This window comes from Streptomyces sp. ISL-100 (assembly GCF_018614615.1).
In the GTDB taxonomy this organism is placed as follows: Bacteria; Actinomycetota; Actinomycetes; order Streptomycetales; family Streptomycetaceae; genus Streptomyces.
This window is the reverse complement of record NZ_JAGGOK010000056.1, coordinates 100527-126432: the sequence shown is the minus strand read 5'-3', so window position 1 is coordinate 126432 and position 25906 is coordinate 100527. Positions and strand designations below refer to the sequence as shown.

The following is a 25906-nucleotide window of genomic DNA, read 5'->3' as shown; positions in this document are numbered from 1 at the left end:
GGACGCGGGCGCTCTAGCCGAGGCGCAGGTGGTGAAGCATCAGCAGCCCGGCCGCCATGTTGGCGGCCGGGACTTCGCCCCGGGCCACCATGTCGGGGACGAGTTTGAGCGGGACCCACTCGCGCCGCGACGACTCGAAGTCGTCCTCGGGATGGCCGGTGTACGTCGCCTCCTCGGCCCAGTAGAGGTGGTGCCGGGCGTCGGTGAGGCCGTTGGACGGCTCGACGGTGAGGAGATGGCGCAGCGGCCCGGGCCGCCAGCCGGTCTCCTCCTCCATCTCACGCGCCGCGGCGGTCTCGACGTCCTCGCCGTCCTCGACGACTCCGGCGGCGAGTTCCCAGCCCCAGCTGTCGGTGATGAAGCGGTGCCTCCAGAGCAACAGCACCTCGTTGGCCTCGTTGACCGCCGTCGCCACGGCCACCGGACGCAGCCGTATGACGAAGTGGTCGAGGTGCCGGCCGTCGGGGAGTTCGACGTCCGCGAGGTTGATCCGGAACCAACGGTTCTTGTACACAGTCTGTTCGCTTAAGTTCGTCCACTGCACTGTTTTGCCACCTTCCGACAAGTAGATGGCAACATCGCAGCAGGATCACGGTCACAGCGGAACGCGCAGTGCCCCGTCGATCAGTTCGGCCGCCTCTTCGGCGCCGGAGCACCCGCTTCCCACCAGGTGCTCGCGCACCGCCCGCAACCGGTCGCGCAGCCGCTGCGACTCCATCCCCTGGGCCCGCTGCGCCATCTCCGTCGCGATCTCCACCGCCCGGTCGGCCTTGCCCTGGCGCAGCTCGATGTGGGTGAGCATGGCGAGCCGGTGCACCCGGCCCCTGTCGTGCGCGGGAGAACCGACCGCCGCGTCAGCGTGCTCGCGCGCGGCGGGCAGATCACCCAGGCTCAGCAGCGCCTCGGCCACCTGTACGTTCACCAGGCCCGGCTGGACGTAGCCGGTCTCGTCCGGTTCGCTGCCCGGCCTGATGCACTCGGCCTCGCTCTCCGCACGCCGGATGCACGACAACGCGCCCTTGCCGTCGCCGAGATGGGCGTACGCCTTGGCCTGCATCGCGTGCAGATCGGCGGCCAGCGCCGGCGTGATCTGCTTGCCCGCCGTGCGCAGCGCCGCCTCCGCGAAGGCCACCGCCTGGCGGTATTCGGCCATGAACAGCGACTGGTTGACGAGCAGCGCGATGATGTACGCGCCAAGTCCCCGGTCCCCGCTGGCCTTCGCGAGCCGCAGGGCCTGGTGGAAGTACCGCTGAGCGAGTCCCTGCGCGTCCGAGTCGTACGCGCAGATGCCGGCCACCGCCACCAGCCCGCCCGTGGCACGGTGCAGGTGGCGCCCCATGGCATTGGAGTAACTGCCCCTCAGCAAAGGCGCGGTCTCGGCGTTGAGGAAGCCCACGATGCGCGACCGGGTCGCGATGCCGCCGGCCTTGCGGTACATCAGCTCGTAGTGCGCTCTCGCCGCGCGCAGCATCTGTATGTCGGCGACGCTGACGCGTGTCTGTCCCTTGCGCGAGACGTCCGCGTCCTCCGGCGGGTTCTCCCACTCCCATACGGGCATCACCGCCGGAGTCCCGGTCACCGCCGGTGCGCCGAGGATGTGGGGCCGCTGCTGCTCGTCGGAACGCCACAGCGCGGTGGCCCGCTCCACGAAGCCGGTCAGCGGGGAGCCGTGCGGCATGGCTTCTTCGCCCGGCATGCCGAACCCGATGTCGTCCAGCGTTATCGGCCGGTGCAGCCGGGCCGCGAGGACCTCGCAGATCAGGTCGGGCACCTGGCCGCGAGGACGCTGGCCCTTCAACCACCGTGCGACGGCGGTGTGTTCGTATCTCAGCGCCAGATCTCTCGCGCTGCCCGCCTGGTTCACATGGGCGGCGAGGCCGGCGTTGGAGATGCCCGCCTCGTCGAGCAGGGCGTCGAGCAGAGTATTCGGCTGCATGGGCCTCTCCGGTGGCTCGGTGCGGCCAATCGTAGTAGGGCTGCTTTCACACGGGGTGTGAACCAAGTGCCCGCGTTCGTGCCCCGCGCGCTCTGCCGCACCACACCCCGCATCCGATTGACTCTGAGGCGCCTCCTAAAAGAGGCGGCCGGGCCGCCGGCTCCCCCTCGTACAGTGCGGCGGCCCGATCCTGCACCGTCCGCCCTGCCGGTCTGCCCGACACTCCGCGGCAGGGCGGACGGAGCCGTGCCGGCGGGTGCCGGAGCGACGGCCGGTCACCGATTGGAGGATTCCGCGCGCGAGCGGCGCAGCCCCTGATCCCCGGGCTGCGCCGGCATTCGCCTGCGGTCGTTGCGCACGACCAGCAGAGCGACGTCGTCGGCGAGCCGCCCGCCCGTGTGCCGCAGCAGCGCCGTGTGCACGCGCTGCACCACCACGGCCGGCGATACCGGCGAGCCCAGCGCGGCGGCCTCGGTGAGCGCCCGCTGGAGGCAGAAGAACGCCCCGGCGGCGTTCCTGGCGTCCTCGGCCCCGTCCGTGTGCAGAACGAGCGCGTCGCCGGGAAGCAGGCGCGTACAGCGGTGCGCGGACAGGTCGGCGGGCAGCGGAAACATGCCGAGCGGCGGCATGGGGTCGCCGCCTGCGAGTTGTTCGGCGGTCCTGCGCAGCCGGTAGGGCCACGGGTGGCCGCAGTTGAGCGCCAGTACCTCGCCGTCCTCGTGGATTTCCAGCAGCAGTACGGTGACGAATTCCTCGGCCACCGGATTGTCCGGGTCCGCGCCGCTCACCGACGGGTGCTCGGACCGCGCCCGCTCCCGCAGGTGCCGTTGCAGCGCCCGCTCCAGCCGCCGCATGACGCCCGCCAGTTCGGCCTCGTCGTGCGCGGCCTCGCGGAAGCTGCCGAGCAGCGCGGCGACCGCCCCGAGGGCGGCAAGCCCGTGCCCCCGTACGTCGCCGATGACGACCCGCACCCCGTGCACGGTGGCGACGGCCTCGTACAGATCACCGCCGACCGTCGCCCCGCGGCTCGCGGACAGCTGTCCCGCTGCGAGGGCGAGCCCGTCGAGCCGGGGCGGCAGCGGCCGCAGCAGCACCTGCTGGGCGGCGCGCGCGACCTCACGGGCCCGGCGCAACTCCCTTACGAGGCCGAGCCGGACGCTCGTCAGCAGATAGGCGACCAGCGCGATGAACGCGGCGCAGGTCACGAAGCGGGGCGCCATCCCGTCGTGGGAGGCGAACGGGCAGGTCAGCTCCCAGACGGTCGCGGCGACGAGCCAGACGGCGGGCAGCCCGAAGACGAGGGCGCGCCGCGCGTACGGGACGCACGCGCGGCGCACGCTCCGCCAGGTCTTTGTACGGATCATCCCGACGGCCCCCTAGGCCCTGGCCCTGTACGACGCTGCCTGTACGACGCTGGCCCTCGTCGGCCGAAATGATTGTGTCGACCGTCCGTACCTGTTCGCGTACCCCACCTCACTTCTCACCCATATGAGTGAGGGGCGCATCCGTAACTCCGGACACGCCCCTCAGCACTACCGCTTCACCAGGTGTTACGCCCCGCGCAGCACCGCGCCCGTGCGCTCGCCGGCGAGCGCGACGGCGGCGTCGCGGGCGGCCGTGGCCTCCTCGACGGTCAGCGTGCGGTCGGCGGCCCGGAAGCGCAGCGCGTACGCGAGCGACTTCTTGCCCTCACCGAGCTGCTCACCCGTGAACACGTCGAACAGCCGCAGCGCTTCGAGGAGTTCACCGGCGCCTTCGCGCAGCGCCGCCTCGACGTCCACCGAGGGCACGCCCTCGTCGACGACCAGAGCGACGTCCTGGGTCGCCACCGGGAAGGCAGAGATCCGCGGAGCCTTCAGGGGTCCGGTACCGGCCTGCTCCAGCACGTCGGTCTCGACCTCCATCGCGCAGGTGCGCTCCGGCAGGTGGAGCGCCTTGATGACGCGCGGGTGCAGCTCACCGGCGTGCCCGACGAGGGTCTCCTCGCCGTTCACGGTGACGTACAGCGCGGCGCAGCGGCCGGGGTGCCACGGCGCGTGCTGGTCTGCGCGCACGATCAGCTCGACGCCGGCCTCGCGGGCAAGCGTACGAGCGGCCTCGACGGCGTCCGCCCAGTTGCCAGGGCGGCCCTTGCCCCACCAGCCGGCCTGCTCGCGGGCGCCCGCGAGGACGACGGCGGCGCGGCGCGGCTGACGCGGCAGGGTGGCGTTGAGACCGGCGATCTCCTCGTCGGTGGGCCGGCGGTCGACGGGCAGCCGCGCGGCCTTGTGCTCTTCACCCGTGGGCCGGAAGACGAGACCGGCCTCGAACAGCGCCAGGTCGTGCGAGCCGCGGCCGTCGTTGCGGCGCAGCGCGCCGAGCAGACCGGGCAGCAGCGTGGTGCGCAGCGCCGGCTCCTCGTCGGAGAGCGGGTTGACGAGCTTGACCGTGCGGCGGCGGTCGTCGTCCGCCGCCAGGCCGAGCTGGTCGAGCACTGCCTCGCCGATGAACGGGTAGTTCAGCGCCTCGACGTAACCGGCGCCTGCCAGCGCACGGCCGATGCGGCGGTGCAGCCGCTGCCGGTCGGTGAGCCCGCGGCCCGAGGGCGGCGTCGGCAGAGTGGAGGGCAGGTTCTCGTAACCCTCCAGCCGGATGACCTCTTCGGCCAGGTCGTTCGGGAAGGCCAGGTCGGGGCGCCAGGACGGCACGGTCACGACCAGTTCGTCCTGCCCGTACGCGTCGCAGCCGACCTCCTGGAGGCGTCGTACGACGGTCTCCCGGCCGTAGTCGACACCCGCCACCCGGTCGGGGTGGTTCGCCGGCATGGAGATCGTGCGCGGCGCGGAGGGCGCGATGACCTCGGTGACGCCGGCCTCGGCGGTGCCGCCCGCGAGCAGCACCAGCAGGTCGACGGTCCGCTGGGCGGCCGCGGAGGTGGTCTGCGGGTCGGTGCCGCGTTCGAAGCGCTTGGACGCCTCGGACGAGAGCTTGTGCCGGCGCGCCGTACGGGCGATGGAGAGCGCGTCGAAGTGCGCCGCCTCGATGACGACCTCGGTGGTGCCGTGCACCTGGCCCGTCTCGGCGTCGGTGGTGGAGTCGGCGATCTCGGTGTTGGCGCCGCCCATGACACCCGCGAGACCGATGGGGCCACGGTTGTCGGTGATCACCAGGTCCTCGGCGTCGAGGACGCGCTTGGTGCCGTCGAGCGTCGTGAACTTCTCGCCCGGCTCGGCGCGGCGGACGCCGATCGGCCCGTCGATGCGGGACCGGTCGTACGCGTGGAGCGGCTGCCCGAGCTCCAGCATCACGTAGTTGGTGACGTCGACCGCGAGCGAGATCGGCCGCATCCCGGCCTTCTGCAGCCTGCGCCGCAGCCAGATCGGGGAGCGGGCCTCGGGCTCCAGGCCGACGACCGTACGGGCGGTGAAGCGGTCGCAGCCCTGCGGATCGGCGACCTTCACGAGGTAGCCGTACGAGTTGGGGGCGGGCACGTCGAGCAGCGCCGGGTCGCGCAGCGGCAGCCCGTACGCGGTGGCGACCTCACGGGCGACGCCGCGCATGGAGAGGCAGTAGCCGCGGTCGGGCGTGACCGCGATGTCCAGGACCTCGTCGACGAGTTCGAGCAGCTCGATGGCGTCGGTGCCGACCTCGTACTCCGGCGGGAGCACGATGATGCCGTTGGTGCCGTCGTCGCCCATGCCGAGCTCGTCGCCGGAGCAGATCATGCCGTGCGAGGTCTTGCCGTACGTCTGGCGCGCGGCGATCGCGAAGTCGCCGGGCAGGACGGCGCCGGGCAGGACCACGACGACCTTGTCGCCGACGGCGAAGTTGCGGGCGCCGCAGACGATCTCCTGCGGCTCACCGGTGCCGTTGGCCATGCCGACGTCGACAGTGCAGAAGCGGATGGGCTTCTTGAACTCCGTCAGTTCCTCGATGGTGAGGACCTTGCCGACGACCAGGGGGCCCTTGAGGCCGGCGCCGAGCTGCTCGACCGTCTCGACCTCCAGGCCCGCGGACACGAGCTTGGCCTGTACGTCACGGCCGGTCTCGGTGGCGGGGAGATCGACGTACTCCCGCAGCCAGGAAAGCGGGACCCGCATCAGATCTCCATCCCGAAGGGCCGAGTGAACCGGACGTCACCCTCGACCATGTCTCGCATGTCTTCTACGTTGTGGCGGAACATGAGCATCCGCTCGATGCCGAACCCGAAGGCGAATCCGCTGTACTTCGCGGGGTCCACGCCGCAGGCGACGAGCACCTTCGGGTTGACCATGCCGCAGCCGCCCAGCTCGATCCAGCCCTCGCTGCCGCAGGTGCGGCAGGGACGGTCCGGGTTGCCGACGGACTCACCGCGGCAGACGTAGCAGACCATGTCCATCTCGGCGGACGGCTCGGTGAAGGGGAAGTAGTTCGGGCGCAGCCGGGTCTTCATGCCCTCGCCGAAGAGCGCCTGGACCATGTGGTCGAGGGTGCCCTTGAGGTCGGCCATGGTGAGGCCCTCGTCGATGGCGAGGAGCTCGATCTGGTGGAAGACCGGGGTGTGCGTGGCGTCGAGCTCGTCCGTGCGGTAGACGCGGCCGGGGCACACGACGTACACGGGCGGCTCCCGGTCGAGCAGCGCGCGGGCCTGGACGGGAGAGGTGTGCGTACGCAGCACGACACCGGACTCGTCGCTCTTCGACCCGTCGGCACCCTGGACGAAGAAGGTGTCCTGCATCTGGCGCGCCGGGTGGTCGGGCACGAAGTTGAGGGCGTCGAAGTTGAACCACTCCGCCTCGACCTCGGGACCCTCGGCGACCTCGTAGCCCATGGCCACGAAGACGTCGGCGACACGCTCCATCAGCGTGGTCAGCGGGTGCCGGGCGCCGGCCGGTACGCGGTCGTACGGCAGCGTGACGTCCACCGCCTCCTCGACCAGTACGCGCTCGTCGCGCTCGGCCTCCAGGGCGGCGAGGCGGGCGGCGAGGGCCTTGTTCACGGCGCCGCGCGCCATGCCGACGCGCTTGCCGGCCTCGGCCTTGGCGGCCGGCGGCAGGGCGCCGATCTCACGGTTGGCGAGCGAGAGCGGCGAGGTGGGGCCGGTGTGCGCGGTCTTCGCGTGCGTGAGCGCGTCGAGATCCGCCGCGGCGTCGAAGGCGGCGAGCGCCTCGTCCCGCATGCGCTCGATCTCTTCCGGTTTCAGCGCCTCGACCTCAACAGGGTCGTACGACTTATTGGGTGCGGACATCTCTTCCCGTACTTCCGATTGGCTGGTGGCGTGGCCCCCGCTCGACGACTGAGGACGCAAAGGTGCCAAAGGTCGAGTCTAAAGGCCGCGAGAGGTGAAGAAGCCCGTGGGCTGCTCAGGCGAGATAGGCCGGAGCGCCGACGGGCAGAATAAATCGGAACTGGGCGCCGCCACCGGGTCCGCGCCCGACGGTGATCGAGCCGCCGTGCGCCTCGACGATGCCCTTGACGATGTACAGGCCGAGGCCGGTGCCGCCGCGCTTGCTGCCCCGCCAGAACCGGGTGAAGACGCGCCCCATCGACTCCTCGGGAATGCCGGCGCCTTCGTCGCTCACGGTCACGGCTGTTCCCTTCACAGAGTGGTCGGCGGTCTTCATCGGGGCTGCGCTCACCTCAATGGTGACCGTTCCCTCCCCGTGCCGCACCGCATTTTCCAGCAGGTTGCCGAGGACCTGGTCGATCTTGTCCGGGTCTGCCCAGAGATCGGGCAGCGGCTGCTGGATACGGACCAGGAAGCGGTCCGGCGGCTGGCCGTTGGAGATGTGCGCCTGGATGTGGCGCCCGACGGCCGTCGGTACGTCCACGGGCTGCCTGCGCACCTCAAGGCGTCCGGAGTCGATGCGCGAGATGTCGAGCAGCTCGGCGATCAGCCGGGTGATCCGGCTGGCGTCGGCGTCGACGGTCTCCAGCATCAGCTTCTTCTGGTCGTCCGTGAAGCGCTCCCATTTGGCGAGCAGCGTCGCCGTGAACCCCTTGACCGAGGTCAGCGGGGAGCGCAGCTCGTGGGCGACGGTGGCTATCAGCTCGGCGTGGCTGCGCTCGGTACGGCGCCGGGCGTCGGTGCCGCGGATGGAGACGACGACCCGCCGCACGGGCCCGGTCGGCTCGTGGCGTACGTACCGTGCGGAGACCAGGACCTCGCGGCCGCCGGGCAGCAGCAGATTGCGTTCGGGCTGCCCGCTCCGGGTGGCGAGTCCGCCGTACGGATCGGTCAGGCCCCACCAGCGCCGGCCTTCCAGGTCTTCGAGGGGCAGCGCGGTCTCCAGCGGTCTGCCAAGAGCGTCGTCCTTGGTGATGGCGGTGATCCGCACCGCGGCGGCGTTGAAGCACACGACGCGGCCGCTCTCGTCGGCGACGGCTAGGCCGTCGGGGAGGTCGTCCGGATCGATGCCGTTGCCGTCCTGCGCGTACGGACGCGGTAAGGCGTCACCGCCCGCCTTCGACGGGCTCGACGGACCACTCGTGCCGACAGCCATCCCCGTATCCCACCTCTTCCGAAGAGCGGAGGGGGTACCTCCCTGCTCGAGCGGAGCCGAGAGCTTGGGGGAGGGCCCCCGAGCCGTCACCCTACTAGCTGGAGGTAACGCTGCGGCACCCTCCGGAAGCGCGCTGCGCACGCGCGGAGGCGTAGAGGCACACAGCGGCCGCCGTGGCGAGGTTGAGGCTTTCGGCCCTGCCGTGGATCGGAACGCGCACCACGGCGTCCGCGAGTGCGCGGGTCTCCGCCGGCAGACCCCAGGCCTCGTTGCCGAAGACCCAGGCCGAGGGCCCGCCCATGGTGCCCGCGTCGAGCTCGTCGTCGAGGTCGTCGTCGCCCGCGCCGTCGGCCGCCAGGATGCGTACGCCCGCGCTCTTCAGCCCGCTGACGGCCTGTTCGACGGGGACGCCGACGGCGACCGGCAGGTGGAAGAGCGAGCCGACCGAGGCGCGGACGGACTTGGGGTTGTAGAGGTCGACGGACGCGTCGGTGAGGACGACCGCGTCGGCCCCGGCCGCGTCCGCGCAGCGCAGCACCGTACCGGCGTTCCCGGGGTCGCGGACGTGCGCGAGGACGGCGACGAGCCGGGGCTTCGCGTCGAGGATCTCCTCGAACGGCGAGTCCAGGAAGTGGCAGACGCCGACGATGCCCTGCGGGGTGACGGTCTGCGAGACCTCCGCCAGCACCTCGTCGGGCGCCAGGTGCACCCGGGCGCCGGTGGCGCGGGCGGCGTCGACGATGTCGGCGTACCGCTCGGCGGCATCGACGGTGGCGAACAGCTCGATCAGGGTCGCCTCCCCGCTGTCACCGCGGTGCTCGACCGCCTCGCGGACGGCCTGCGGCCCCTCGGCGATGAACCTGCGCTCCTTGCCGCGGAAGCTCCGCTTGGCCAGTCGCTTGGCGGCGGTGACGCGCGGGGATCGCGGGGAGATCAGCTCGGGGGTGCCCATGGTCGGCGGCTCACTTCTCTGCGTACGAAGGGGGTCGTGCACGTGCGGTACAACGCACCGGACCCGCAGGCGGCGCACGCCTGCGGGTCCGGTCTGAAGACGGTGTCGCTCGCCTGGATCAGGCGGCGGTCTTCGGGGCGTTGACGTCGCTCGGGAGCGCCTTCTGGGCGACCTCTACGAGGGAGGCGAACGCGTTCGGGTCGTTGACCGCGAGCTCGGCCAGGATCTTGCGGTCCACCTCGATGTTGGCGGCGTTCAGACCCTGGATGAGGCGGTTGTACGTCATGCCGTTCTCGCGGGCAGCGGCGTTGATGCGCTGGATCCACAGCCGACGGAAGTCGCCCTTGCGCTTCTTGCGGTCGTTGTAGTTGTAGACCAGGGAGTGGGTTACCTGCTCCTTGGCCTTGCGGTACAGGCGCGAACGCTGACCGCGGTAGCCCTTGGCCGCCTCGAGAATTGCCCGGCGCTTCTTGTGGGCGTTGACTGCCCGCTTGACGCGTGCCACTTGTTAACTCCTTGTAGCGGGGCCGCGGGTGAACTCACACGGCCCGGAAACGTATTGGTCTCGGTCTCGACGTCGCGCCCCGGTCGCCCGGAGCTGCGACATCACTTGCCGAGAAGCTTCTTGATCTTCGGGGCGTCCGCCGGGGACACCACGACAGCGCCGGTCAGCGAGCGGGTCTTCTTGGAGGACTTGTGCTCCAGGAGGTGGCGCTTGCCGGCCTTCTCGCGCATGACCTTGCCGGAGCCGGTGACCTTGAAGCGCTTGCTGGCACCGCTGTGCGTCTTGTTCTTCGGCATAGCGCCGTTCTCTCCTCGTCAGTGGCGCTCCCCCGGTACCTACCGGAAAGCGGGAGCGTCAGATCGTTGGTATGTGGCTTCCGGGCCGAACCCGGGGCCGCCTGGATGGCAGCCCCTGGATCACGCTTCGGAAGGGGTCTCGGTCTGCGCCTCGGCCGGGGCCTCGGCGACCTCGTCCGTCGACTCGGCCTGCTCGGCGTCGTCGGTGGCGTAGCCCTGGCGTTCGGCCTTGCGGGCCGCCTGGGCCTCGCGCGCCTCGGCCATGGCCTCGGTCTTCTTCTTGTGCGGGCCGAGAACCATGATCATGTTCCGGCCGTCCTGCTTGGGATTCGACTCGATGAAGCCAAGGTCCTCGACGTCCGAAGCCAGACGTTGAAGCAGTCGGAAGCCGAGCTCGGGGCGGGACTGCTCACGACCACGGAACATGATCGTGATCTTGACCTTGTCGCCCTGCTTGAGGAACCTGACGACATGACCCTTCTTGGTGTCATAGTCGTGCGGGTCAATCTTCGGCCGGAGCTTCATTTCCTTGATGACCGTGTGCGCCTGGTTCTTGCGCGCCTCACGGGCCTTCATGGCCGACTCGTACTTGAACTTCCCGTAGTCCATGAGCTTGCACACGGGCGGACGGGCGGTCGCCGCGACCTCGACCAGGTCGAGGTCGTACTCCTGCGCAAGCTCCAGGGCCTTCGCAAGAGGCACAATGCCGACCTGCTCGCCGCTGGGTCCGACGAGTCGCACCTCGGGAACGCGAATCCGGTCGTTAATGCGGGGCTCAGCGCTGATGGATCCTCCTCAGTAGCACCACACGACTGTCTGGCAGACAGCCACGTAACGTCTGTTTCGTGAGACCAACCTCAGGGAGCCATGAAAAATGCCCCGGACGGGAACACAGGCGGGGCTCCTGGATGTACCGGAGCACCACCGCGCATCTACCGCGGGGCGCAATATCGAGCGGCGCTCCATCGTCCGTACGGAACGATGGGGACCGCCTGACCGGTGACCCGCCGTCCGTGAGGACAGCCAGGTGGGAGATCGGAGCCTCCACTTGTGGGCCGGGCACACAGGTGTCCGGCCGGTCGTTACACAAGGTTAGCAGCTCTCGGGGGGAGGGGCGACCCCGGCCGGACTGGGGCCAGAGCCTCACTGTCCGGGGCATATCGTGTGCCTCATGAGTGACGCGACCTCCCCCAGTGAATCCCCCGACGAAGCCCCCGACTTCGACGCCATGACGCGCGACATCGCGGAAGTACCGGCCGTCGAGGTGATCGTGACGGTGGCGGTCAACCTGATGAGCGCCGCCGCCGTGAAGCTCGGCCTGACCGAGGACGGCGACAAGCACAAGGACCTCGACGAGGCCCGCAAGCTCGTGCACGCGCTGGCCGGCCTGCTGGACGCCAGCGCGACCGAGATCAGCTCGTTCCACGCGGCGCCGCTGCGGGACGGGCTCAAGTCCCTGCAGCTGGCCTTCCGCGAGGCATCCGCCGTACCGGACGAGGTGGGCCAGGGCCCGGGCGAGAAGTACACGGGCCCGGTTTACGGCTGATCGAAGAATTATCCCCGTACGAACAAGGGCTCGCCCGGAGGCGTGACCCCGGCCGGCAGCAATGCCAGGTCGAGGCCGCGCACCAGGCGGGCCCTCAGCGTTTCGTCGGCGGCCAGTGCCTCGGCGACGCGGCGGGCCGCCTCGGCCGGTTCGGCGCCGGGCGCGAGGACCAGCGCGAGGGTGCCGTCGGCGCTGCCCGGGCCGAGGTGGGCGCGCAGCACAGCGGGCTCCGCGGCGACAGCGGCCCGTACCGCGTAGGTCACGGCCGGGTCGTTGAGCGGCACCGCGCTGGTGCGTCCCTCGGCGGCGGCGAGCAGCGCGGACCCGGTGAGCTGGTACGGCACGGGGCCGGCCAGGTCGAGGACCAGCGTGTCGGCCCGCTCGTGGGCGACGGCCTGGAGCGCCTGGTGCAGCGGTACGGCGACAGGGCGCGCCTCGGGGTTCCAGCGGGCCAGGGCCTCGGTGGAGGTGAAGGCGGGGAGGGCGCGGCGGTCGCCGGCCTGGAGGGTCGGCACGGCCATGTCGCTGCTCTTCTCGCGGCGCAGCCCGCTCTTCTCGTCGGTCTCGGCTTCTCCGAGTACGGCGACGACGGGGACCAGGAGCCGGGCGCCCTTGAGCGCCTCCAGGACCTGCGGTTCGGCCGATCTGTCGGCGGACCAGGCGGCGAGCGCCGCCGTCAGCCGGGGGTCGGCGGTGCCGTCGTCGTCGGAGAAACCGGGGTCAGGGATGTTCTTGAGCGCCACACGTCGAGCCTAGCCGCCGGGCGGTGAGGGTTTTCTCATCGGGGTTTAATCTGCGGCACAGCCGACGCCAAGTTTGTTTTCCTAGCGTCCGGCTCATGCCTCGACAGAGAGCCTCCTTACTGACGGCCGTGATTCTGGTGACCTGTACGGTCGCCGCGAATACGAACCTCGTGGAGCGGAAGCCGCCGGATCCGGTGTCGGAGCCGTCTGCGGGCAGCGCGCCCCAGTACTCCGCACTGGAGAGAGAACGGGTGATCGTGGAGCCCGAGGAACCCGAGACGGAGGTCGTGGATCTCGACGCGGTGCTGGCCAAGGCCGTCGGTCCGGTGGCGGCGGACACGGACGCGTCGGTGTCCGTCGGCGTACTCGACCTGGAGAGCGGCGACGCGGCGGTCTACGGGGACCAGGCGTACGACACGGCGAGCATCGTCAAGGTGGACATTCTGGCGGCGCTGCTGCTGCGGGCGCAGGACACCGGGCGGGTGCTGACCGCGCAGGAGAAGGCGTACGCCAGGAACATGATCGTGAACAGCGACAACGCGTCGGCGACCGCCCTGTGGCACGCGATCGGCGGCAGCGACGGGCTCGATGCCGCGAACGAACGGCTGGGGCTCGTCTCCACCGAAGGGGGCAACGGCGAGCGGTGGGGGCTGACGCAGACCACCGCGCAGGATCAACTCACCCTGCTGGAAGCCGTATTCGGCGAGGAATCGGAGCTGGACAAGCAGTCGCGTACGTACATCCAGGGGCTGATGAAGCAGATAGCCGCCGGTCAGGACTGGGGTGTTTCGGCGGCCGGGGACGGCTGGGCACTGAAGAACGGGTGGCTGCCGCGCAGCGCCACCGGACTGTGGGACATCAACAGCATCGGGCGCGTCACGGTCGACGGGCGGGTCTGGCTGGTCGCCGTACTTTCGGACGGCGACACCACCAAGGAGGCGGGGATCACCCTCGTCGAGGACGTGGCGCGTACGGCCGTCAGGGCTGTCGGCGGGGCGCGCTGACCCGGGCGCTTCGCCAGAGGGCTACGGCGCCGGCCAGCAGGAGCGCGCCGAGGCCGCCGGCGACGGGGGCGAGCCAGCCGGCCGGTTCGCCGGTCTCGCGCAGGGGGTCGGGGCCCGCGCCGAAGTACTTCTTGCCGTGCGGCGCCGAGGCCGGGCGCAGGTCCGCGGGGCGGAGCTTGCCGGCGGCCTTGATGGCGGCGGCCGGGTCGACGAAGCCGTAGCCGCGGGCGTCGTCGCGGCCGCCCGCGGGGGCGTTGCGGGCGGTGTCCGCGAGGAGCTTCTTGACCTGGGCGGGGGTCAGGTCCGGGTGCGCGGAGCGTACGAGCGCGGCGGCGCCGGAGACGAAGGCGGAGGCGGCGCTGGTGCCCCAGCCCTCGTAGTAGCGGCGGTCGGGGTCGGCGATGATCACGTCGACGCCGGGGGCGCTGACGGTCGCGTACCAGCGGCTGGTGGAGAAGGAGGCGTGGGTGCCGACGCTGTCGACGGCGGCCACGGCGATCACGCCGGGGTAGGCGGCGGGGTACGAGACGTGGTCGCCGTCCTCGCCGCTGTTGCCGGCGGAGGCGACGACGACGGCGCCCTTGGCGAGGGCGTACTGGACGGCGGCGTCCTCGGCGGGCTCGGGGTGGGCGGACTTGCTGTCGTCGCCGAGGGAGAGGTTGATGACGTCGGCGCCGTGGTCGGCGGCCCAGCGGATGCCCTGGGCGAGGGCGTTGCCGCGGGTGCTGCGGGCTCTCTTGCGGGCGGGGTCGCCGCCTTCGAGGATCACCCGGACCGGGAGGATCTTCGCCTCGGGCGCGATGCCGACGACGCCGTCGGCGCGGCCGGGGCCGTTCCCGTGGCCCGCGATGATCCCGGCCATGGCGGTGCCGTGGCGGGCCCAGGCGCGGTCGCCCTTCCCCGCGCCGAAACCTATGAGGTCCTTGCCTGCCAGTACCCGGCCTTCGAGGTCCGGGTGGCTGCCGTCGACGCCGGTGTCGAGTACGGCGACGGTGACGCCCTTGCCCTTGGTCGTACGCCATGCCTCGTCGGTGTGCAGCGCGTCGAGCGCCCACTGCTGGGCCCGGATGCTGTCGGCGTGGGCGACGGGGGCCGCGGGGAGCAGGACGAGGGCGGTGGCGGCGAGGGTGGCGGCGACGGCGCGGGTGTGGGTGCGACGGGCGGCCTTGGGTGCGGCGGCGGTTACGTGGTTCATCGGGGAGGCTCCGTGGCCGGGCGTGCGGTCCTGCGCAGGCCGCGTTCGACCTGCTCGGCGATGCCCTCGGCCTCGTGGCCGAGGCCCGCTTCGGCGGGGGCGTTCGTCGCACCCGCGGTGGTGGCGCGACTGGCGGGCTGCGGATCGGCGACGGTGCGGCCGTCGGCGAAGCCGGAGACGGCGTACACGACGACGGGTACGTCGGTGAGCACGCTCACCGTCCAGCTCGCGCGCTGCCGGTCGCCGAAGCCGGCGGCGACGGTGCCCTTGGCCGGGTAGGTGCGGGGCATGAGGTCGGCGCGGTCGGTGAGTACCTCGTTGATGAAGCGCGCGCGCAGGGCCTTCATGGCCGGCGCGTCGGCCTCGGTGAAGATCATGCCGACCGTGGTGACGCTGCTGGTGGTGGCGTCGGTGTAGGTGGCGCGCAGGAGACGCAGGCAGCCGACCGGCTGGAGCGCCTTGAGCAGCAGCGGGTCGAGGGCTTTCGCGCAGCCGCTGTCGGGAGCGACGGCGACGCGCGTCCAGACCCGGTCGGCGCCGCCGGGGCCCGCGCCGTCACCCTTGATCTTCGGCGGGAAGAGGGTGTCGACGGGTGCGCTGTGCCAGAGGCCGCGCGCCTCGGCGTAACCGGTGGGAGCGGCGGCCTCGGCGTCCGCGCCGCCGGTGAGCCAGCTGCCCGTGACGGCGCCGCCGATCAGGCCGACCCCGAGTACGAGGCAGGCCGCGGCGGCCACGACGCGGGCGGGGCGCCGGGTACGGACGGGCCGCAGCCGGGTGGTGGTCTCGGCCGGCGTCTCCGGCACCCCCGCCCCCCAGTGCCGCGGCGCGGCGAACTGCGCGGGCCGGGGCGCACCGGGCTGCGGACCCAGGTCGACGGCCCCGACGGGCCTGCGCCGGGTGGAGCCGGGCAGCGGCGTTACGGGCAGCCCTGCGGGCGGCGGCGGAGCCTCGGGCGGCAGCGCCCCCGGCGCGGCGGGCACGGGCCGCAGCCGCGCAGTGGTCTCAACGCCCGGCACGTCCCTCCTGCCCTCGGGCGCCGGCGGGGAGGCGGAGCGAAGGGGAGCGGCCACCGCGCGCCCGGCGTGGGTGCCTGGGGCGGGCGGAAGCGTCGGGGTCGCTGGGGGCGGGGCAGGGTGGCGCGGGTCGGTAGAGGGCTCCGGGTGGCGTGATGCTGGGCTGGGAGCGGGACCGGCCTCGTGGCTCGCGGCGGGTGGCGGCATCGGGCCAGGGGGGCTCGGCGCGGCAGCGGCTGGTGAAGGCACCGGGGCGGCGGGCTGTGGTCGCGGCGCCCGCGTGGGGTGGTCCGGGGCGTGCCAGGAGGCCGGGAGTGGTGGGGTGGTGGGGCGGGGTGGGAGAGGGGCACGGTGTGCCTCGGTGCTCATCCGCCCCCCTGTTCGTGGTTCGCCCGGCCTGTCCCCGCGATGCCCGATCGCCTTTCGGGGCAGGTCCGTTCGAGTCGTCCTCACCGTGTGAGCGCCACTCTACGGGCTGCCGCGGGCCAGGCGGGAACCAGTCCCCGGGCTCGCGGCATCTGACCGGATCATCCCCCTACCCAGCGGTAATCCGCTCTGGCAAGCTCTGGCCATGACACCGCGTGCTTCCGACCGGGCCAGGTACGACCGGGCCACTGCCCACCTCGACGCTCCCGTCGCCGTCGTCGATCTGGAGGCGTTCGACGACAACGCCGCCGACCTGGTCCGCCGGGCCGCCGGCAAGCCGATCCGGGTGGCCAGCAAGTCCGTACGCTGCCGGGCGCTGCTGGAGCGCGTACTGGCACGGGACGGCTTCGCGGGCATCATGTCGTTCACGCTCGCGGAGTCACTGTGGCTCGCGCGGTCGGGGTTCGAGGATGTGCTGCTCGCTTACCCGTCTGCGGACCGAAGCGGGTTCGCCGAGCTGGCCGCGGATCCGAAGCTCGCCGCCGCCGTGACCGTGATGGTCGACGATCCGGCACAGCTGGAGCTGATCGACCGGGCCAGGGAGGGCGGCCAGCAGGAGATCCGCGTCTGCCTGGAGCTGGACACGTCGTTGCGGCTGCTCGGGGGCCGAGTACGGATCGGCGCCCTGCGTTCGCCGCTGCGCGAACCCGCCCGGCTCGCCGAGCTGGCCCGCTCGGTGGCCCGCCGCCCGGGATTCCGACTGGTCGGCATCATGGCGTACGAGGGTCATGTCGCCGGGGTCGGGGACGAGATCGCGGGGCAGCCACTGCGCTCCCGCGCGATCAGGATGATGCAGGGCGCCGCGCGCAGGGAGCTGGCGGTCCGCCGGGCGGCCGTCGTACGGGCGGTACGAGCCGTGGCGCCGGACCTGGAGTTCGTCAACGGCGGCGGCACCGGCAGCGTCCAGCACACCGCCGCGGAGCGGTCCGTGACAGAGATCGCCGCGGGCTCCGGGCTGTTCGTACCGCGGCTCTTCGACAACTACTCGTCGTTCACGGGACGCCCCGCCGCCCTCTTCGCCCAGCCCGTCGTCCGCAGGCCGGGCGTGGGTGTGGTGACGGTGCTCGGCGGCGGCTATCCCGCTTCGGGGGCCCCGGGCCCGGACCGGTCGCCCGTCCCGTATCTCCCGGAGGGGCTGCGGTACGACCCCCAGGAGGGGGCCGGTGAGGTGCAGACACCGCTGATCGGCTTTGCGGCCGACGATCTGCTGATCGGTGACAAGGTGTGGTTCCGGCACGCGAAGGCCGGCGAGATGTGCGAGCGGTTCGACGCGCTTCAGCTGATCGAAGGCGATGCGGTGACGGCGACCGTACCGACGTACCGGGGCGAGGGCCGCACGTTCCTATAAGGCGAGAGGGTGAGGGCCGGGCTGAGATCTTCGGACGCTGATCTTCAGACCGGCCCTCGGCGAACGGCTAGAGCGGGGTCACGTACGCCCCCGCGATGCCTCCGTCCACCAGGAAGTCCGTCGCGTTGATGAACGACGAGTCGTCGCTGGCCAGGAAGGCCACCGCCGCCGCGATCTCGTCCGCCTCCGCGAAACGGCCGACCGGGATGTGCACGAGCCGGCGCGCCGCCCGCTCCGGGTCTTTGGCGAACAGCTCCTGGAGCAGGGGCGTGTTCACCGGGCCCGGGCAGAGCGCGTTCACGCGGATGCCCTCGCGGGCGAACTGCACGCCCAGTTCGCGCGACATGGCGAGGACGCCGCCCTTGGACGCCGTGTACGAGATCTGGGAGGTGGCGGCGCCCATGATCGCGACGAACGACGCGGTGTTGATGATGGAGCCGCGCCCCTGGCGCTGCATGTAGGGGATGGCGGCCTTGCAGCACAGGTATACGGAGGTGAGGTTGACGTCCTGGACCCGCTTCCACGCCTCAAGCCCCGTGGTGAGGATCGAGTCGTCGTCGGGCGGCGAGATGCCCGCGTTGTTGAAGGCGATGTCCACCGAGCCATAGGTGTCGTACGCCGTCTTGAACAGCGCGTCGACCTGCTCGGCGTCGGTGACGTCGACCCGTACGAACGTGCCGCCCACCTCGTCGGCCGCGGCCTTGCCCGCGATCTCGTCGATGTCGCCGCAGACGACATGCGCGCCCTCGGAGGCCAGGCGGCGCGCGGTGGCGAGGCCGATGCCGCTGCCGGCGCCGGTGATGACGGCGGTACGTCCGACCAGGCGGCGGCAGACGATGGAGTCGGTCGAGTCAGTCGCAGTCATGGTCTCAGGCCTCCGTGCTGATGAAGATGTTCTTGGTTTCGGTGAAAGCGGTGAGCGCGTCGGGGCCCAGTTCGCGGCCGAGCCCGGACTGCTTGTAGCCGCCGAAGGGGGACGAATAGCGCACGCTGCTGTGCGAGTTGACGGACAGGTTGCCCGCCCTGACGCCTTGCGAGACGCGCAGGGCTCGGCCCACGTCCCGCGTCCAGATGGAGCCGGACAGGCCGTACTCGGTGGCATTGGCGAGCCGGACCGCGTCCTCCTCGTCGTCGAAGGGCAGGACGACGGCGACGGGGCCGAAGACCTCCTCCGTCGCGGCGGCCGCGTCCGGGCCGACGCCCGTGAGGACCGTCGGCGCGAACCAGAAGCCCGGCCCCTGCGGCGCGCTGCCGCGAATGGCCTCCGCGCCCTTGGGGACGTACGACCGTACGCGCTCCAGCTGGGACTTGGAGATCAGCGGGCCCATCTGAGTCTTGTCGTCCGACGGGTCGCCGACCACCACGCCCTCGATCGCGGGGGCGAGGAGCTCCAGGAAGCGGTCGTACGCCGAACGCTGGACGAGAATGCGCGTACGGGCGCAGCAGTCCTGCCCGGAGTTGTCCAGGAAGGACATGGGGGTGGCGGCGACGGCGGCCTCGATATCGGCGTCGGCGAAGACGATGTTGGGGCTCTTGCCGCCGAGCTCGAGGGTCACGCGCTTCACGCGATCGGCGCACTTGGCCATGATCTGCTTGCCGACACGCGTCGAGCCGGTGAAGACGATCTTCGCTACGCCGGGATGCTCGACCAGGGCGTTGCCCGCCACGTCGCCCGCTCCCGGCAGGACCTGGAAGAGGTTGTCGGGGAGGCCCGCTTCGAGGGCGAGTCCGGCGAGGCGCAGGGCGGTCAGCGGGGTGGTCTCGGCGGGCTTGAGAATGACGGCGTTACCGGCGGCGAGCGCGGGGGCCGTTCCCCAGGCGGCGATCGGCATGGGGAAGTTCCACGGTGCGATCACCCCGATGACGCCGAGCGGTTCGAGGAGGGTGATGTCCAGGCCGCCGGCGACCGGGATCTGCCGGCCGCTGAGGCGTTCCACTCCCCCGGCGGCGAAGTCGAGCAGATCGCGTACGTTGCCCGCTTCCCAGCGTGCGTTGCCGAGGGTGTGCCCGGCCTCGCGGACCTCCAGCTGAGCCAGTTCCTCGATGTGCTCGTCGACCTTGGCCGCGAAGCGGCGCAGCAGCCGGGCGCGGTCGGCGGGTGCGGCCGCCGCCCAGGCGCGCTGCGCCCCGGTGGCCCGTACAACCGCCGCGTCGATGTCGGCGGCGGTCGAGGCCGCGACGGTGGCGATGACTTCTTCGGTGGCCGGGTTGAGGATGTGGTGCTCGAGGGACACGGCGGGCCTCACAGTCGTTCGAAGGAGCGGCGGAGCTCCCAGTCGGTCACCGCGGAGTCGAACGCTTCGAGTTCGACCCGCGCCATGTTGCGGTAGTGCGCGACGACTTCGTCGCCGAAGGCCGCCTTGGCGATGGGGCTGTTCTCCCAGAGTCCGGCGGCCTCGCGCAGCGATGTGGGGACGTGCTCGTAGCCGCCGGTGTAGGCGTTGCCCGTACAGACCTCGGGGAGTTCGAGTTTGTGCTCGATGCCGTAGAGGCCGGCCGCGACCAGGCCCGCGACGGCGAGGTGCGGGTTGACGTCGCCGCCGGGCAGCCGGTTCTCGAAGCGCATGGAGCGGCCGTGGCCGACGACGCGCAGGGAGCAGGTGCGGTTGTCGTGGCCCCAGGCGACGGCGGTCGGGGCGAAGGAGCCGGGCTGGAAGCGCTTGTAGGAGTTGATGTTCGGCGCGTAGAGGAGCGCGAAGTCACGGAGGGCGGCGAGCTGTCCGGCGAGGAAGTGCCGCATGACGGGGGACATTCCGTCGGGGGCGTCGTCGCCCGCCATGACGTTGCGGCCGTCCGCATCCTGCAAGGAGAGGTGGATGTGGCAGGAGTTGCCCTCGCGCTCGTTGTACTTCGCCATGAAGGTGAGCGAGACACCCTCCTGTGAGGCGATTTCCTTGGCACCCGTCTTGTAGATGGCGTGCTGGTCGCAGGTGACGAGGGCTTCGTCGTACTTGAAGACGATCTCGTGCTGCCCGGGATTGCACTCGCCCTTGGCCGACTCGACGGTCAGGCCTGCGGCGGTCATGTCGTTGCGGATGCGGCGCAGGAGAGGTTCGATGCGGCCGGTGCCGAGGACCGAGTAGTCGATGTTGTACTGGTTCGCGGGTACGAGGTCCTTGTAGCCCCGGTTCCAGGCTTCCTCGTAACTGTCCTTGAAGACGATGAATTCAAGCTCTGTGCCGACGTGTGCGGTGTAGCCGAGCTCGGCGAGGCGCTCCAGCTGGCGGCGCAGGATCTGGCGGGGAGCGGCCACTACCGGTGCGCCGTCGTTCCAGGCCAGGTCGGCGATGAGCATGGCCGTGCCGTCGTTCCAGGGAACGCGCCGCAGGGTGGAGAGGTCAGCGTGCATGGCGAAGTCGCCGTAGCCGCGGTCCCAGGAGGCCATCTCGTATCCGTCGACCGTGTTCATCTCGGTGTCGACGGCCAGGAGGTAGTTGCAGCCTTCGGTGCCGTGGTCCAGTACGTCGTCGAGGAAGAACTGGGCGGCGAACCGCTTGCCCTGGAGGCGCCCCTGCATGTCGGGGAAGGCCAGGACGACTGTGTCGATCTCACCGCTCGCCACGAGGGCACGGAGCTCCTCAAGAGCTAGCGGGGGTGTGCGGTCTGCCACGGAAAGTTCCTCCTTCGGTCAGCCGGAAGCCATAAGGTATTGCTGAAGACCATTGCTTGGGAAGGGGAAACCGCAACGTGGCGAATGAAATCGGCTCGATGGACCCTCTGACGCCCGTCCTGCGGCCCGTCCGGGCGGGGAACGGCTTCGAGGAGGCGCTGGAGCAGATCCTCCAGGTCCTGCGCCTGGGCCTGGTGCCCGTCGGGGAACGGCTGCCCGCCGAGCGCGAGCTGGCCGACCGCCTGCGGATCAGCCGGGTCACGCTGCGCGAGGTCCTGAAGGTCCTCCAGGACCAGGGCCTCGTCGAGAGCAGGCGCGGCAGGTACGGCGGTACGTTCGTGCTGCCGCACCCGGACGCCTCCGGGGAGGGCGAGCTGCGCCGGCGAGTGGAGGCCGTCGACGTGGAGGACACGCTGCGCTTCCGCGAGGTGCTGGAGGTCGGTGCGGCCGGGCTGTGTGCGGCGTACGGGCTCGACGAGGACGGCGCACAGCGGCTGCGGGCGGCGCTCGCCGCGACGCACGACGCGCCGCTGGCCGACTACCGCCGGCTGGACACCCTGCTGCATCTCACGCTCGCGGAGCTGTCCGGGTCGCCGACCCTGACCGCGCAGTACGCCGCCGTACGCGCGACGGTGAACGGCCTGCTCGACTGCATCCCGCTGCTCGTGCGCAACCTGGAGCACTCTCAGCAGCAGCACACCGCACTGGTCGAGGCGGTGCTCGACGGCGACGCTGACGGGGCGCGCGAGGTGATGCGCGAGCACTGCTCGGGCACGGCCGCGCTGCTGCGGGGATTCCTCACGTGACAAGACATGCGACATGCGACCGCATGGGACATGTGACGCCGGACGATGCGGATCCGTAACAGCGGCTTAACGCACAGGTCTTGCGCTGGGACCGGCCGAACCACAAAGGTATGGCCACCCACCATTGACCCGAGCATTGACCCGAGGCAGGAGCGGCTCATGGCCGACAGCACCGACTCGCGCACCCCACCACCCACAGCAGCACCAGCCTCCACCGATACCGATGCCGGCTATCTGCAACGGCGCACCCTGCGCCGCGGCAGCGCCGGCTGGCTGCTGCTCACCGGACTCGGCGTCGCGTACGTCGTCTCCGGCGATTTCTCCGGCTGGAACATCGGCCTCGCCGAAGGCGGCTTCGGCGGGCTCGCGATCGCCACCCTCCTGATGGGCGTGATGTACGCCTGCCTGGTCTTCTCACTCGCCGAGCTGTCCGCCATCCTTCCCACGGCGGGCGGCGGCTACGGCTTCGCCCGGCGCGCGCTCGGCACCTGGGGCGGCTTCCTGACCGGCACCGCGATCCTGATCGAGTACATCCTGGCGCCCGCGGCCATCTCCATCTTCATCGGCCAGTACGTCGAGTCGCTGAACCTCTTCGGGCTCACCGCCGGCTGGCCGGTCTACCTGGCCTGCTTCGTCATCTTCATCGGCATCCACCTGTGGGGCGTCGGCGAGGCGCTGCGCTTCAGCCTCGTCGTGACCGCCATCGCCGTGGCCGCGCTGCTGATCTTCGCGGTCGGCGCGTTCACGGAGTTCAGCGCGGACAACCTCAACGACATCCCGGTCGACAAGGAAGCCCTCGGCGCCAACTCCTGGCTGCCCTTCGGACTGCTCGGCATCTGGGCCGCCTTCCCCTTCGGCATGTGGTTCTTCCTCGGCGTGGAAGGTGTTCCGCTGGCCGCCGAGGAGGCGAAAGACCCCGTGCGTTCCATGCCGCGCGCCCTCGCCATCTCCATGGCCGTCCTCGCGCTGCTCGCCCTGATCACCTTCTTCGCGGCCACCGGCGCTCGCGGCTCGGCCGCAGTCCAGGACGCGGGCAATCCGCTGGTCGTGGCGCTCCAGGGCGACGGCGATCCGACGCCGCTCAGCCGCTTCGTCAACTACGCGGGACTGGCGGGCCTCGTCGCCTCGTTCTTCTCGCTCATCTACGCCGGGTCACGGCAGCTCTTCGCCCTCTCCCGGGCCGGCTACCTGCCCCGCTTCCTGTCGCTGACCAGCCGCCGCAAGGCCCCGTACCTCGGGCTGCTCATCCCCGGCGCGATCGGCTTCGCGCTGGCGGCGGGGACCGGGGACGGCGCGCGGATGCTGAACATCGCGGTCTTCGGCGCCACCATCTCGTACGCCCTGATGGCGCTCTCCCACATCGTGCTGCGCCGCCGCGAGCCCGGACTGCACCGCCCGTACCGCACGCCGGGCGGCGTCGTCACGTCGTCCGTGGCCTTCGTGCTGGCGCTGTCGGCGCTGGTGGCGACGTTCCTGGTGGACAAGGACGCGGCGTTCATCGCGCTGGGGGTGTACGTCGTCGCTCTCGCCTACTTCGCGTTCTACAGTCGCAACCGGCTCGTCGCCGCGGCTCCCGAGGAGGAGTTCGCCGCCCTGGCGGAGGCCGAAGCCGAACTCGAACGCGACTGATCACCACTGAGCCCCACACCGACCGGAGGATCCGTGTCCAAGCCGCTCATCGGCATCAGCACCTACCTGGAGCCCGCCAAGTGGGGCGTCTGGGACCTGCCCGCCGCCCTGCTCCCGGCCGGATATCCGCGCCTCGTGCAGGCGGCGGGCGGCCTCGCCGCGATGGTGCCGCCCGACTCGCCGTCGTACGCCGGGGAGGTGGTGGCCCGCCTCGACGGCCTGGTCGTGGCGGGCGGCGCCGATGTGGAGCCCGTACGGTACGGAGCCGATCCGCACCCCCGCACCGGGCCGCCGGCCCGGGAGCGGGACGCGTGGGAACTCGCCCTGATCAAGGCCGCTTTGGCGTCCGGTACGCCGCTGCTCGGCATCTGCCGCGGCATGCAGCTGCTGAACGTCGCGCTCGGCGGCACCCTTGTCCAGCACTTGGACGGTCACACCGGCGGCCCGGGGGTCTTCGGCGAGCACGCGGTGAAGCCGGTGCCCGGCACGCGCTACGCCTCGGCCGTACCGGAGGAGACCGGCGTACCGACGTACCACCACCAGGCCGCCGACCGGCTCGGTGACGGCCTGGTGGTGTCGGCGTACGCCGCGGACGGGACGCCCGAGGCTCTCGAACTGCCCGGCGAACAATGGGTGCTCGGCGTCCAGTGGCACCCGGAGATGGGCGGGGACCTGCGGGTGATGGAGGCGTTGGTGTCGGCGGCAGCGGTCGCCGCTGTGTAAGCGGCAGCCGTCGGACGGACGAGCCCGCCGCGCGCCCCTACGCCCGGGCAGGGGCTGCGGCGATCGGTCAGTGCGGCTCCGCGCCTGACGCGCCCGCCGGCGCTATGTGATGGTCCTGTCCGGCAGCACGTGAACCGGGGGCGCTGCCCGGTCGTTCTCGTCGGCGAACGTGGGCGCTGTGCCGTGCCGTGCCGCGCGCGTGAGTCAGATACGCCCCGACAGCAGGCGGGCGACCGGGCCCATGGTGCGCTGTTCGGCCTTGCGGCCCGCCACGAACGAGGCGGCGCCGATCGCCACCGCGCCGGCGCTCGCGCCCGCGATGACGGCCTTGCGCGCGTTGAGCAGCACCCACGCGGTGGACGCGGTCGACGCGACCTTGCCGGCCGCGGTGTCCAGGGCCTGACGGCCCGCCTCGACTCCCTTGATTCCGGCGGCCTTCGCGGAACCGACCGCGTCCGTGGCCTTCGCGGTGGTGTCGGCCGCTGCGGCCTTCGCCGTGCCCGCCGTGTCCGCGGCCTTGGCGGTGGCGTCATCGGCCGCGGCCTTCGCCGCGCCCGCCGTGTCCGCGGCCTTTCCGGTGGTCCTGGAGGCGGTGGTCCCGGAGGAGGCACGGGCCGCTGTGGCGTTGGCGTTGGACTTGGGCTTGGTGTTCTTGTCCTGTTCAGTCATGCCCTTCGGGTATCCGCTAAGGGCCATGACAAACAGTCAGCCCTTCTCCGGAGCCGGGCGCGTCAGCCCCAGCAGGTCCCGCGCGGGCCCCGTGGGCCGGGGTCCCGTCGGCCAGACCGCCCGCAGGTCGCGGCGCAGCCGCACGCCATCGACCGGTATTTCGACGAGGCGGCGCGAGGCCAGCTCCTCCCGCACGGCGAGTTCGCTGAGCACGCTGGGGCCCGCGCCGCTGACGGCCGCCGCCTTCACCGCTGTCGTGGAAGCGAGTTCGAGGAGCGGGTCGGCCAGGCCGCCGTACCCGGCGAGCGCCGCGTCCAGGACCTGCCGGGTGCCGGAGCCCTTCTCGCGCAGGATGAGTGACGCCTCGGCCAGTTCCCGCGCGTCCACCGGACGGCGCCGGCGCGCCCAGGGGTGGTCCTTGGCCGCGACCACGACGAGCCGGTCGTGGCCTATGACGACGCCGTCGAGACCGTCCGGTATGGCCAGGCCCTCCACGAAACCCAGGTCGGCCTCACCGGTGAGCAGGCGCTCCGCGACGGCGGCGGAGTTGCCCGCCAGCAGCGACACCGCCGTACCGGGGCGCTGTCCGCTCAGTGCGATCAGCCAGCCCGGCAGCAGATACTCGGCGATCGTCATGCTGGCCGCGACGCGCAGCCGCGAGTCCCGCCGCCCGCGCAGCGCCTGCGCCCCCGCGTCGAAGGCCTCGGCCGCCTCCACCACCCGGCGCGCCCAGTCGGTGACGAGCGCCCCCGCCTCGGTGAGGCGCGAGCCGCGCGGCGAACGGTCGACGAGGGCGACACCGAGCTGCCGTTCCATGGACCGGATACGGCTGCTCGCGGCAGGCTGGCTGATGCCGAGCTCCCGCGCCGCGCGTCCGAGGCTGCCGAGCCGGGCGACACCGAGCAGCAGTTCCATGGCGCCGAGGTCGGGCACCCGGTGCGCGAGCGGCGCCCTGTCGCCGGAGGCGGGGATGGAGTCATCGAAAGCCATAAGGTCAGTTTATGACCTCATAGGAAGACCGTCTCTGGTGGGTGCCGCTCGGTA

At 71.5% G+C, this 25906-nt stretch carries 24 protein-coding genes; 6 read left to right on the top strand and 18 right to left on the bottom strand.

Annotated elements, in window-relative coordinates; genetic code table 11:
* Positions 1 to 13 precede the first annotated feature (13 nt).
* The 10 genes from J7E89_RS24690 to infC form a co-directional block, all read right to left on the bottom strand.
* Positions 14 to 544, bottom strand: a complete 531-nt coding sequence (locus J7E89_RS24690; RefSeq protein WP_214976576.1) for an NUDIX hydrolase — start codon at positions 542 to 544, stop codon at positions 14 to 16.
* A gap of 51 nt (positions 545 to 595) precedes the next feature.
* Entirely contained in the window at positions 596 to 1936 is a 1341-nt protein-coding gene (locus J7E89_RS24685; protein ID WP_214976575.1) for a lipopolysaccharide assembly protein LapB, read from the bottom strand.
* Positions 1937 to 2211: 275 nt separating this feature from the next.
* Entirely contained in the window at positions 2212 to 3300 is a 1089-nt protein-coding gene (locus tag J7E89_RS24680) for a PP2C family protein-serine/threonine phosphatase (RefSeq protein ID WP_214976574.1), read from the bottom strand.
* Positions 3301 to 3486: 186 nt separating this feature from the next.
* Entirely contained in the window at positions 3487 to 6015 is a 2529-nt protein-coding gene (gene pheT, locus J7E89_RS24675) for a phenylalanine--tRNA ligase subunit beta (protein WP_214976573.1), read from the bottom strand.
* Complete coding sequence (gene pheS, locus J7E89_RS24670; protein ID WP_214976572.1) at positions 6015 to 7142, bottom strand: phenylalanine--tRNA ligase subunit alpha; 1128 nt, start codon at positions 7140 to 7142, stop codon at positions 6015 to 6017. The genes pheT and pheS overlap by 1 nt, the downstream gene beginning before the upstream one ends.
* A gap of 115 nt (positions 7143 to 7257) precedes the next feature.
* The gene (locus J7E89_RS24665; RefSeq protein ID WP_214976571.1) at positions 7258 to 8397 is read right to left on the bottom strand and encodes an ATP-binding protein; all 1140 of its coding nucleotides are present in this window, start codon (positions 8395 to 8397) and stop codon (positions 7258 to 7260) included.
* A 94-nt stretch (positions 8398 to 8491) separates the two neighbouring features.
* The gene (locus J7E89_RS24660; protein ID WP_214976570.1) at positions 8492 to 9349 is read right to left on the bottom strand and encodes an RNA methyltransferase; all 858 of its coding nucleotides are present in this window, start codon (positions 9347 to 9349) and stop codon (positions 8492 to 8494) included.
* A 118-nt stretch (positions 9350 to 9467) separates the two neighbouring features.
* On the bottom strand, positions 9468 to 9854 hold the full coding sequence (gene rplT, locus J7E89_RS24655; RefSeq protein WP_138898714.1) for a 50S ribosomal protein L20: 387 nt from the start codon (positions 9852 to 9854) through the stop codon (positions 9468 to 9470).
* Positions 9855 to 9955: 101 nt separating this feature from the next.
* Positions 9956 to 10150, bottom strand: a complete 195-nt coding sequence (rpmI, locus tag J7E89_RS24650) for a 50S ribosomal protein L35 (protein ID WP_028815428.1) — start codon at positions 10148 to 10150, stop codon at positions 9956 to 9958.
* A 120-nt stretch (positions 10151 to 10270) separates the two neighbouring features.
* The gene (gene infC / locus J7E89_RS24645; RefSeq protein ID WP_308296014.1) at positions 10271 to 10936 is read right to left on the bottom strand and encodes a translation initiation factor IF-3; all 666 of its coding nucleotides are present in this window, start codon (positions 10934 to 10936) and stop codon (positions 10271 to 10273) included.
* Positions 10937 to 11321: 385 nt separating this feature from the next.
* Between infC and J7E89_RS24640 the strand changes: the two genes are divergently transcribed.
* Positions 11322 to 11696, top strand: coding sequence for a DUF1844 domain-containing protein (locus J7E89_RS24640; protein ID WP_214976569.1), 375 nt, complete (start codon positions 11322 to 11324; stop codon positions 11694 to 11696).
* A gap of 8 nt (positions 11697 to 11704) precedes the next feature.
* Here J7E89_RS24640 and J7E89_RS24635 read toward each other — a convergent pair whose 3' ends face one another.
* Positions 11705 to 12439 (bottom strand): SseB family protein, encoded by a 735-nt coding sequence (locus J7E89_RS24635; protein ID WP_214976568.1) that lies wholly within the window; start codon positions 12437 to 12439, stop codon positions 11705 to 11707.
* 95 nt (positions 12440 to 12534) lie between these two features.
* On the opposite strand from J7E89_RS24635, the gene J7E89_RS24630 reads away from it, so the two are divergent.
* Complete coding sequence (locus tag J7E89_RS24630) at positions 12535 to 13443, top strand: serine hydrolase (RefSeq protein ID WP_214976567.1); 909 nt, start codon at positions 12535 to 12537, stop codon at positions 13441 to 13443.
* Here J7E89_RS24630 and mycP read toward each other — a convergent pair.
* Positions 13418 to 14638, bottom strand: coding sequence for a type VII secretion-associated serine protease mycosin (gene mycP, locus J7E89_RS24625; RefSeq protein ID WP_214976566.1), 1221 nt, complete (start codon positions 14636 to 14638; stop codon positions 13418 to 13420). The two genes, J7E89_RS24630 and mycP, sit on opposite strands and share 26 nt — an antisense overlap.
* Positions 14635 to 15654 carry a hypothetical protein gene (locus J7E89_RS24620; RefSeq protein ID WP_374196876.1) on the bottom strand — a complete coding sequence of 340 codons (1020 nt, stop codon included), beginning with the start codon at positions 15652 to 15654 and terminating at the stop codon, positions 14635 to 14637. The genes mycP and J7E89_RS24620 overlap by 4 nt, the downstream gene beginning before the upstream one ends.
* A 568-nt stretch (positions 15655 to 16222) precedes the next feature.
* On the opposite strand from J7E89_RS24620, the gene J7E89_RS24615 reads away from it, so the two are divergent.
* Entirely contained in the window at positions 16223 to 17425 is a 1203-nt protein-coding gene (locus J7E89_RS24615; protein ID WP_214976565.1) for an amino acid deaminase/aldolase, read from the top strand.
* Positions 17426 to 17492: 67 nt separating this feature from the next.
* Here J7E89_RS24615 and J7E89_RS24610 read toward each other — a convergent pair whose 3' ends face one another.
* From J7E89_RS24610 to J7E89_RS24600, 3 genes are read right to left on the bottom strand one after another with little or no spacing between them, the layout of a single operon-like run.
* On the bottom strand, positions 17493 to 18290 hold the full coding sequence (locus J7E89_RS24610) for a 3-oxoacyl-ACP reductase (RefSeq protein ID WP_214976564.1): 798 nt from the start codon (positions 18288 to 18290) through the stop codon (positions 17493 to 17495).
* 4 nt (positions 18291 to 18294) lie between these two features.
* On the bottom strand, positions 18295 to 19701 hold the full coding sequence (locus J7E89_RS24605; protein WP_214976730.1) for an aldehyde dehydrogenase family protein: 1407 nt from the start codon (positions 19699 to 19701) through the stop codon (positions 18295 to 18297).
* Positions 19668 to 21035 (bottom strand): glutamine synthetase family protein, encoded by a 1368-nt coding sequence (locus tag J7E89_RS24600; protein ID WP_214976563.1) that lies wholly within the window; start codon positions 21033 to 21035, stop codon positions 19668 to 19670. Before J7E89_RS24600 ends, J7E89_RS24605 begins: the two co-directional genes overlap by 34 nt.
* 98 nt (positions 21036 to 21133) lie before the next feature.
* Between J7E89_RS24600 and J7E89_RS24595 the strand changes: the two genes are divergently transcribed.
* From J7E89_RS24595 to J7E89_RS24585, 3 genes are all read left to right on the top strand, one after another.
* On the top strand, positions 21134 to 21841 hold the full coding sequence (locus tag J7E89_RS24595; protein ID WP_214976729.1) for a FadR/GntR family transcriptional regulator: 708 nt from the start codon (positions 21134 to 21136) through the stop codon (positions 21839 to 21841).
* A gap of 159 nt (positions 21842 to 22000) precedes the next feature.
* The gene (eat, locus tag J7E89_RS24590) at positions 22001 to 23470 is read left to right on the top strand and encodes an ethanolamine permease (protein ID WP_214976562.1); all 1470 of its coding nucleotides are present in this window, start codon (positions 22001 to 22003) and stop codon (positions 23468 to 23470) included.
* Between the two features lie 33 nt (positions 23471 to 23503).
* Positions 23504 to 24193, top strand: a complete 690-nt coding sequence (locus J7E89_RS24585; protein ID WP_214976561.1) for a gamma-glutamyl-gamma-aminobutyrate hydrolase family protein — start codon at positions 23504 to 23506, stop codon at positions 24191 to 24193.
* Positions 24194 to 24397: 204 nt separating this feature from the next.
* Here the strand turns inward: J7E89_RS24585 and J7E89_RS24580 are convergent, their stop codons facing one another.
* Positions 24398 to 24862 carry a hypothetical protein gene (locus tag J7E89_RS24580; protein ID WP_214976560.1) on the bottom strand — a complete coding sequence of 155 codons (465 nt, stop codon included), beginning with the start codon at positions 24860 to 24862 and terminating at the stop codon, positions 24398 to 24400.
* A gap of 36 nt (positions 24863 to 24898) precedes the next feature.
* Positions 24899 to 25852, bottom strand: coding sequence for a LysR family transcriptional regulator (locus tag J7E89_RS24575; RefSeq protein ID WP_214976559.1), 954 nt, complete (start codon positions 25850 to 25852; stop codon positions 24899 to 24901).
* Positions 25853 to 25906 lie beyond the last annotated feature (54 nt).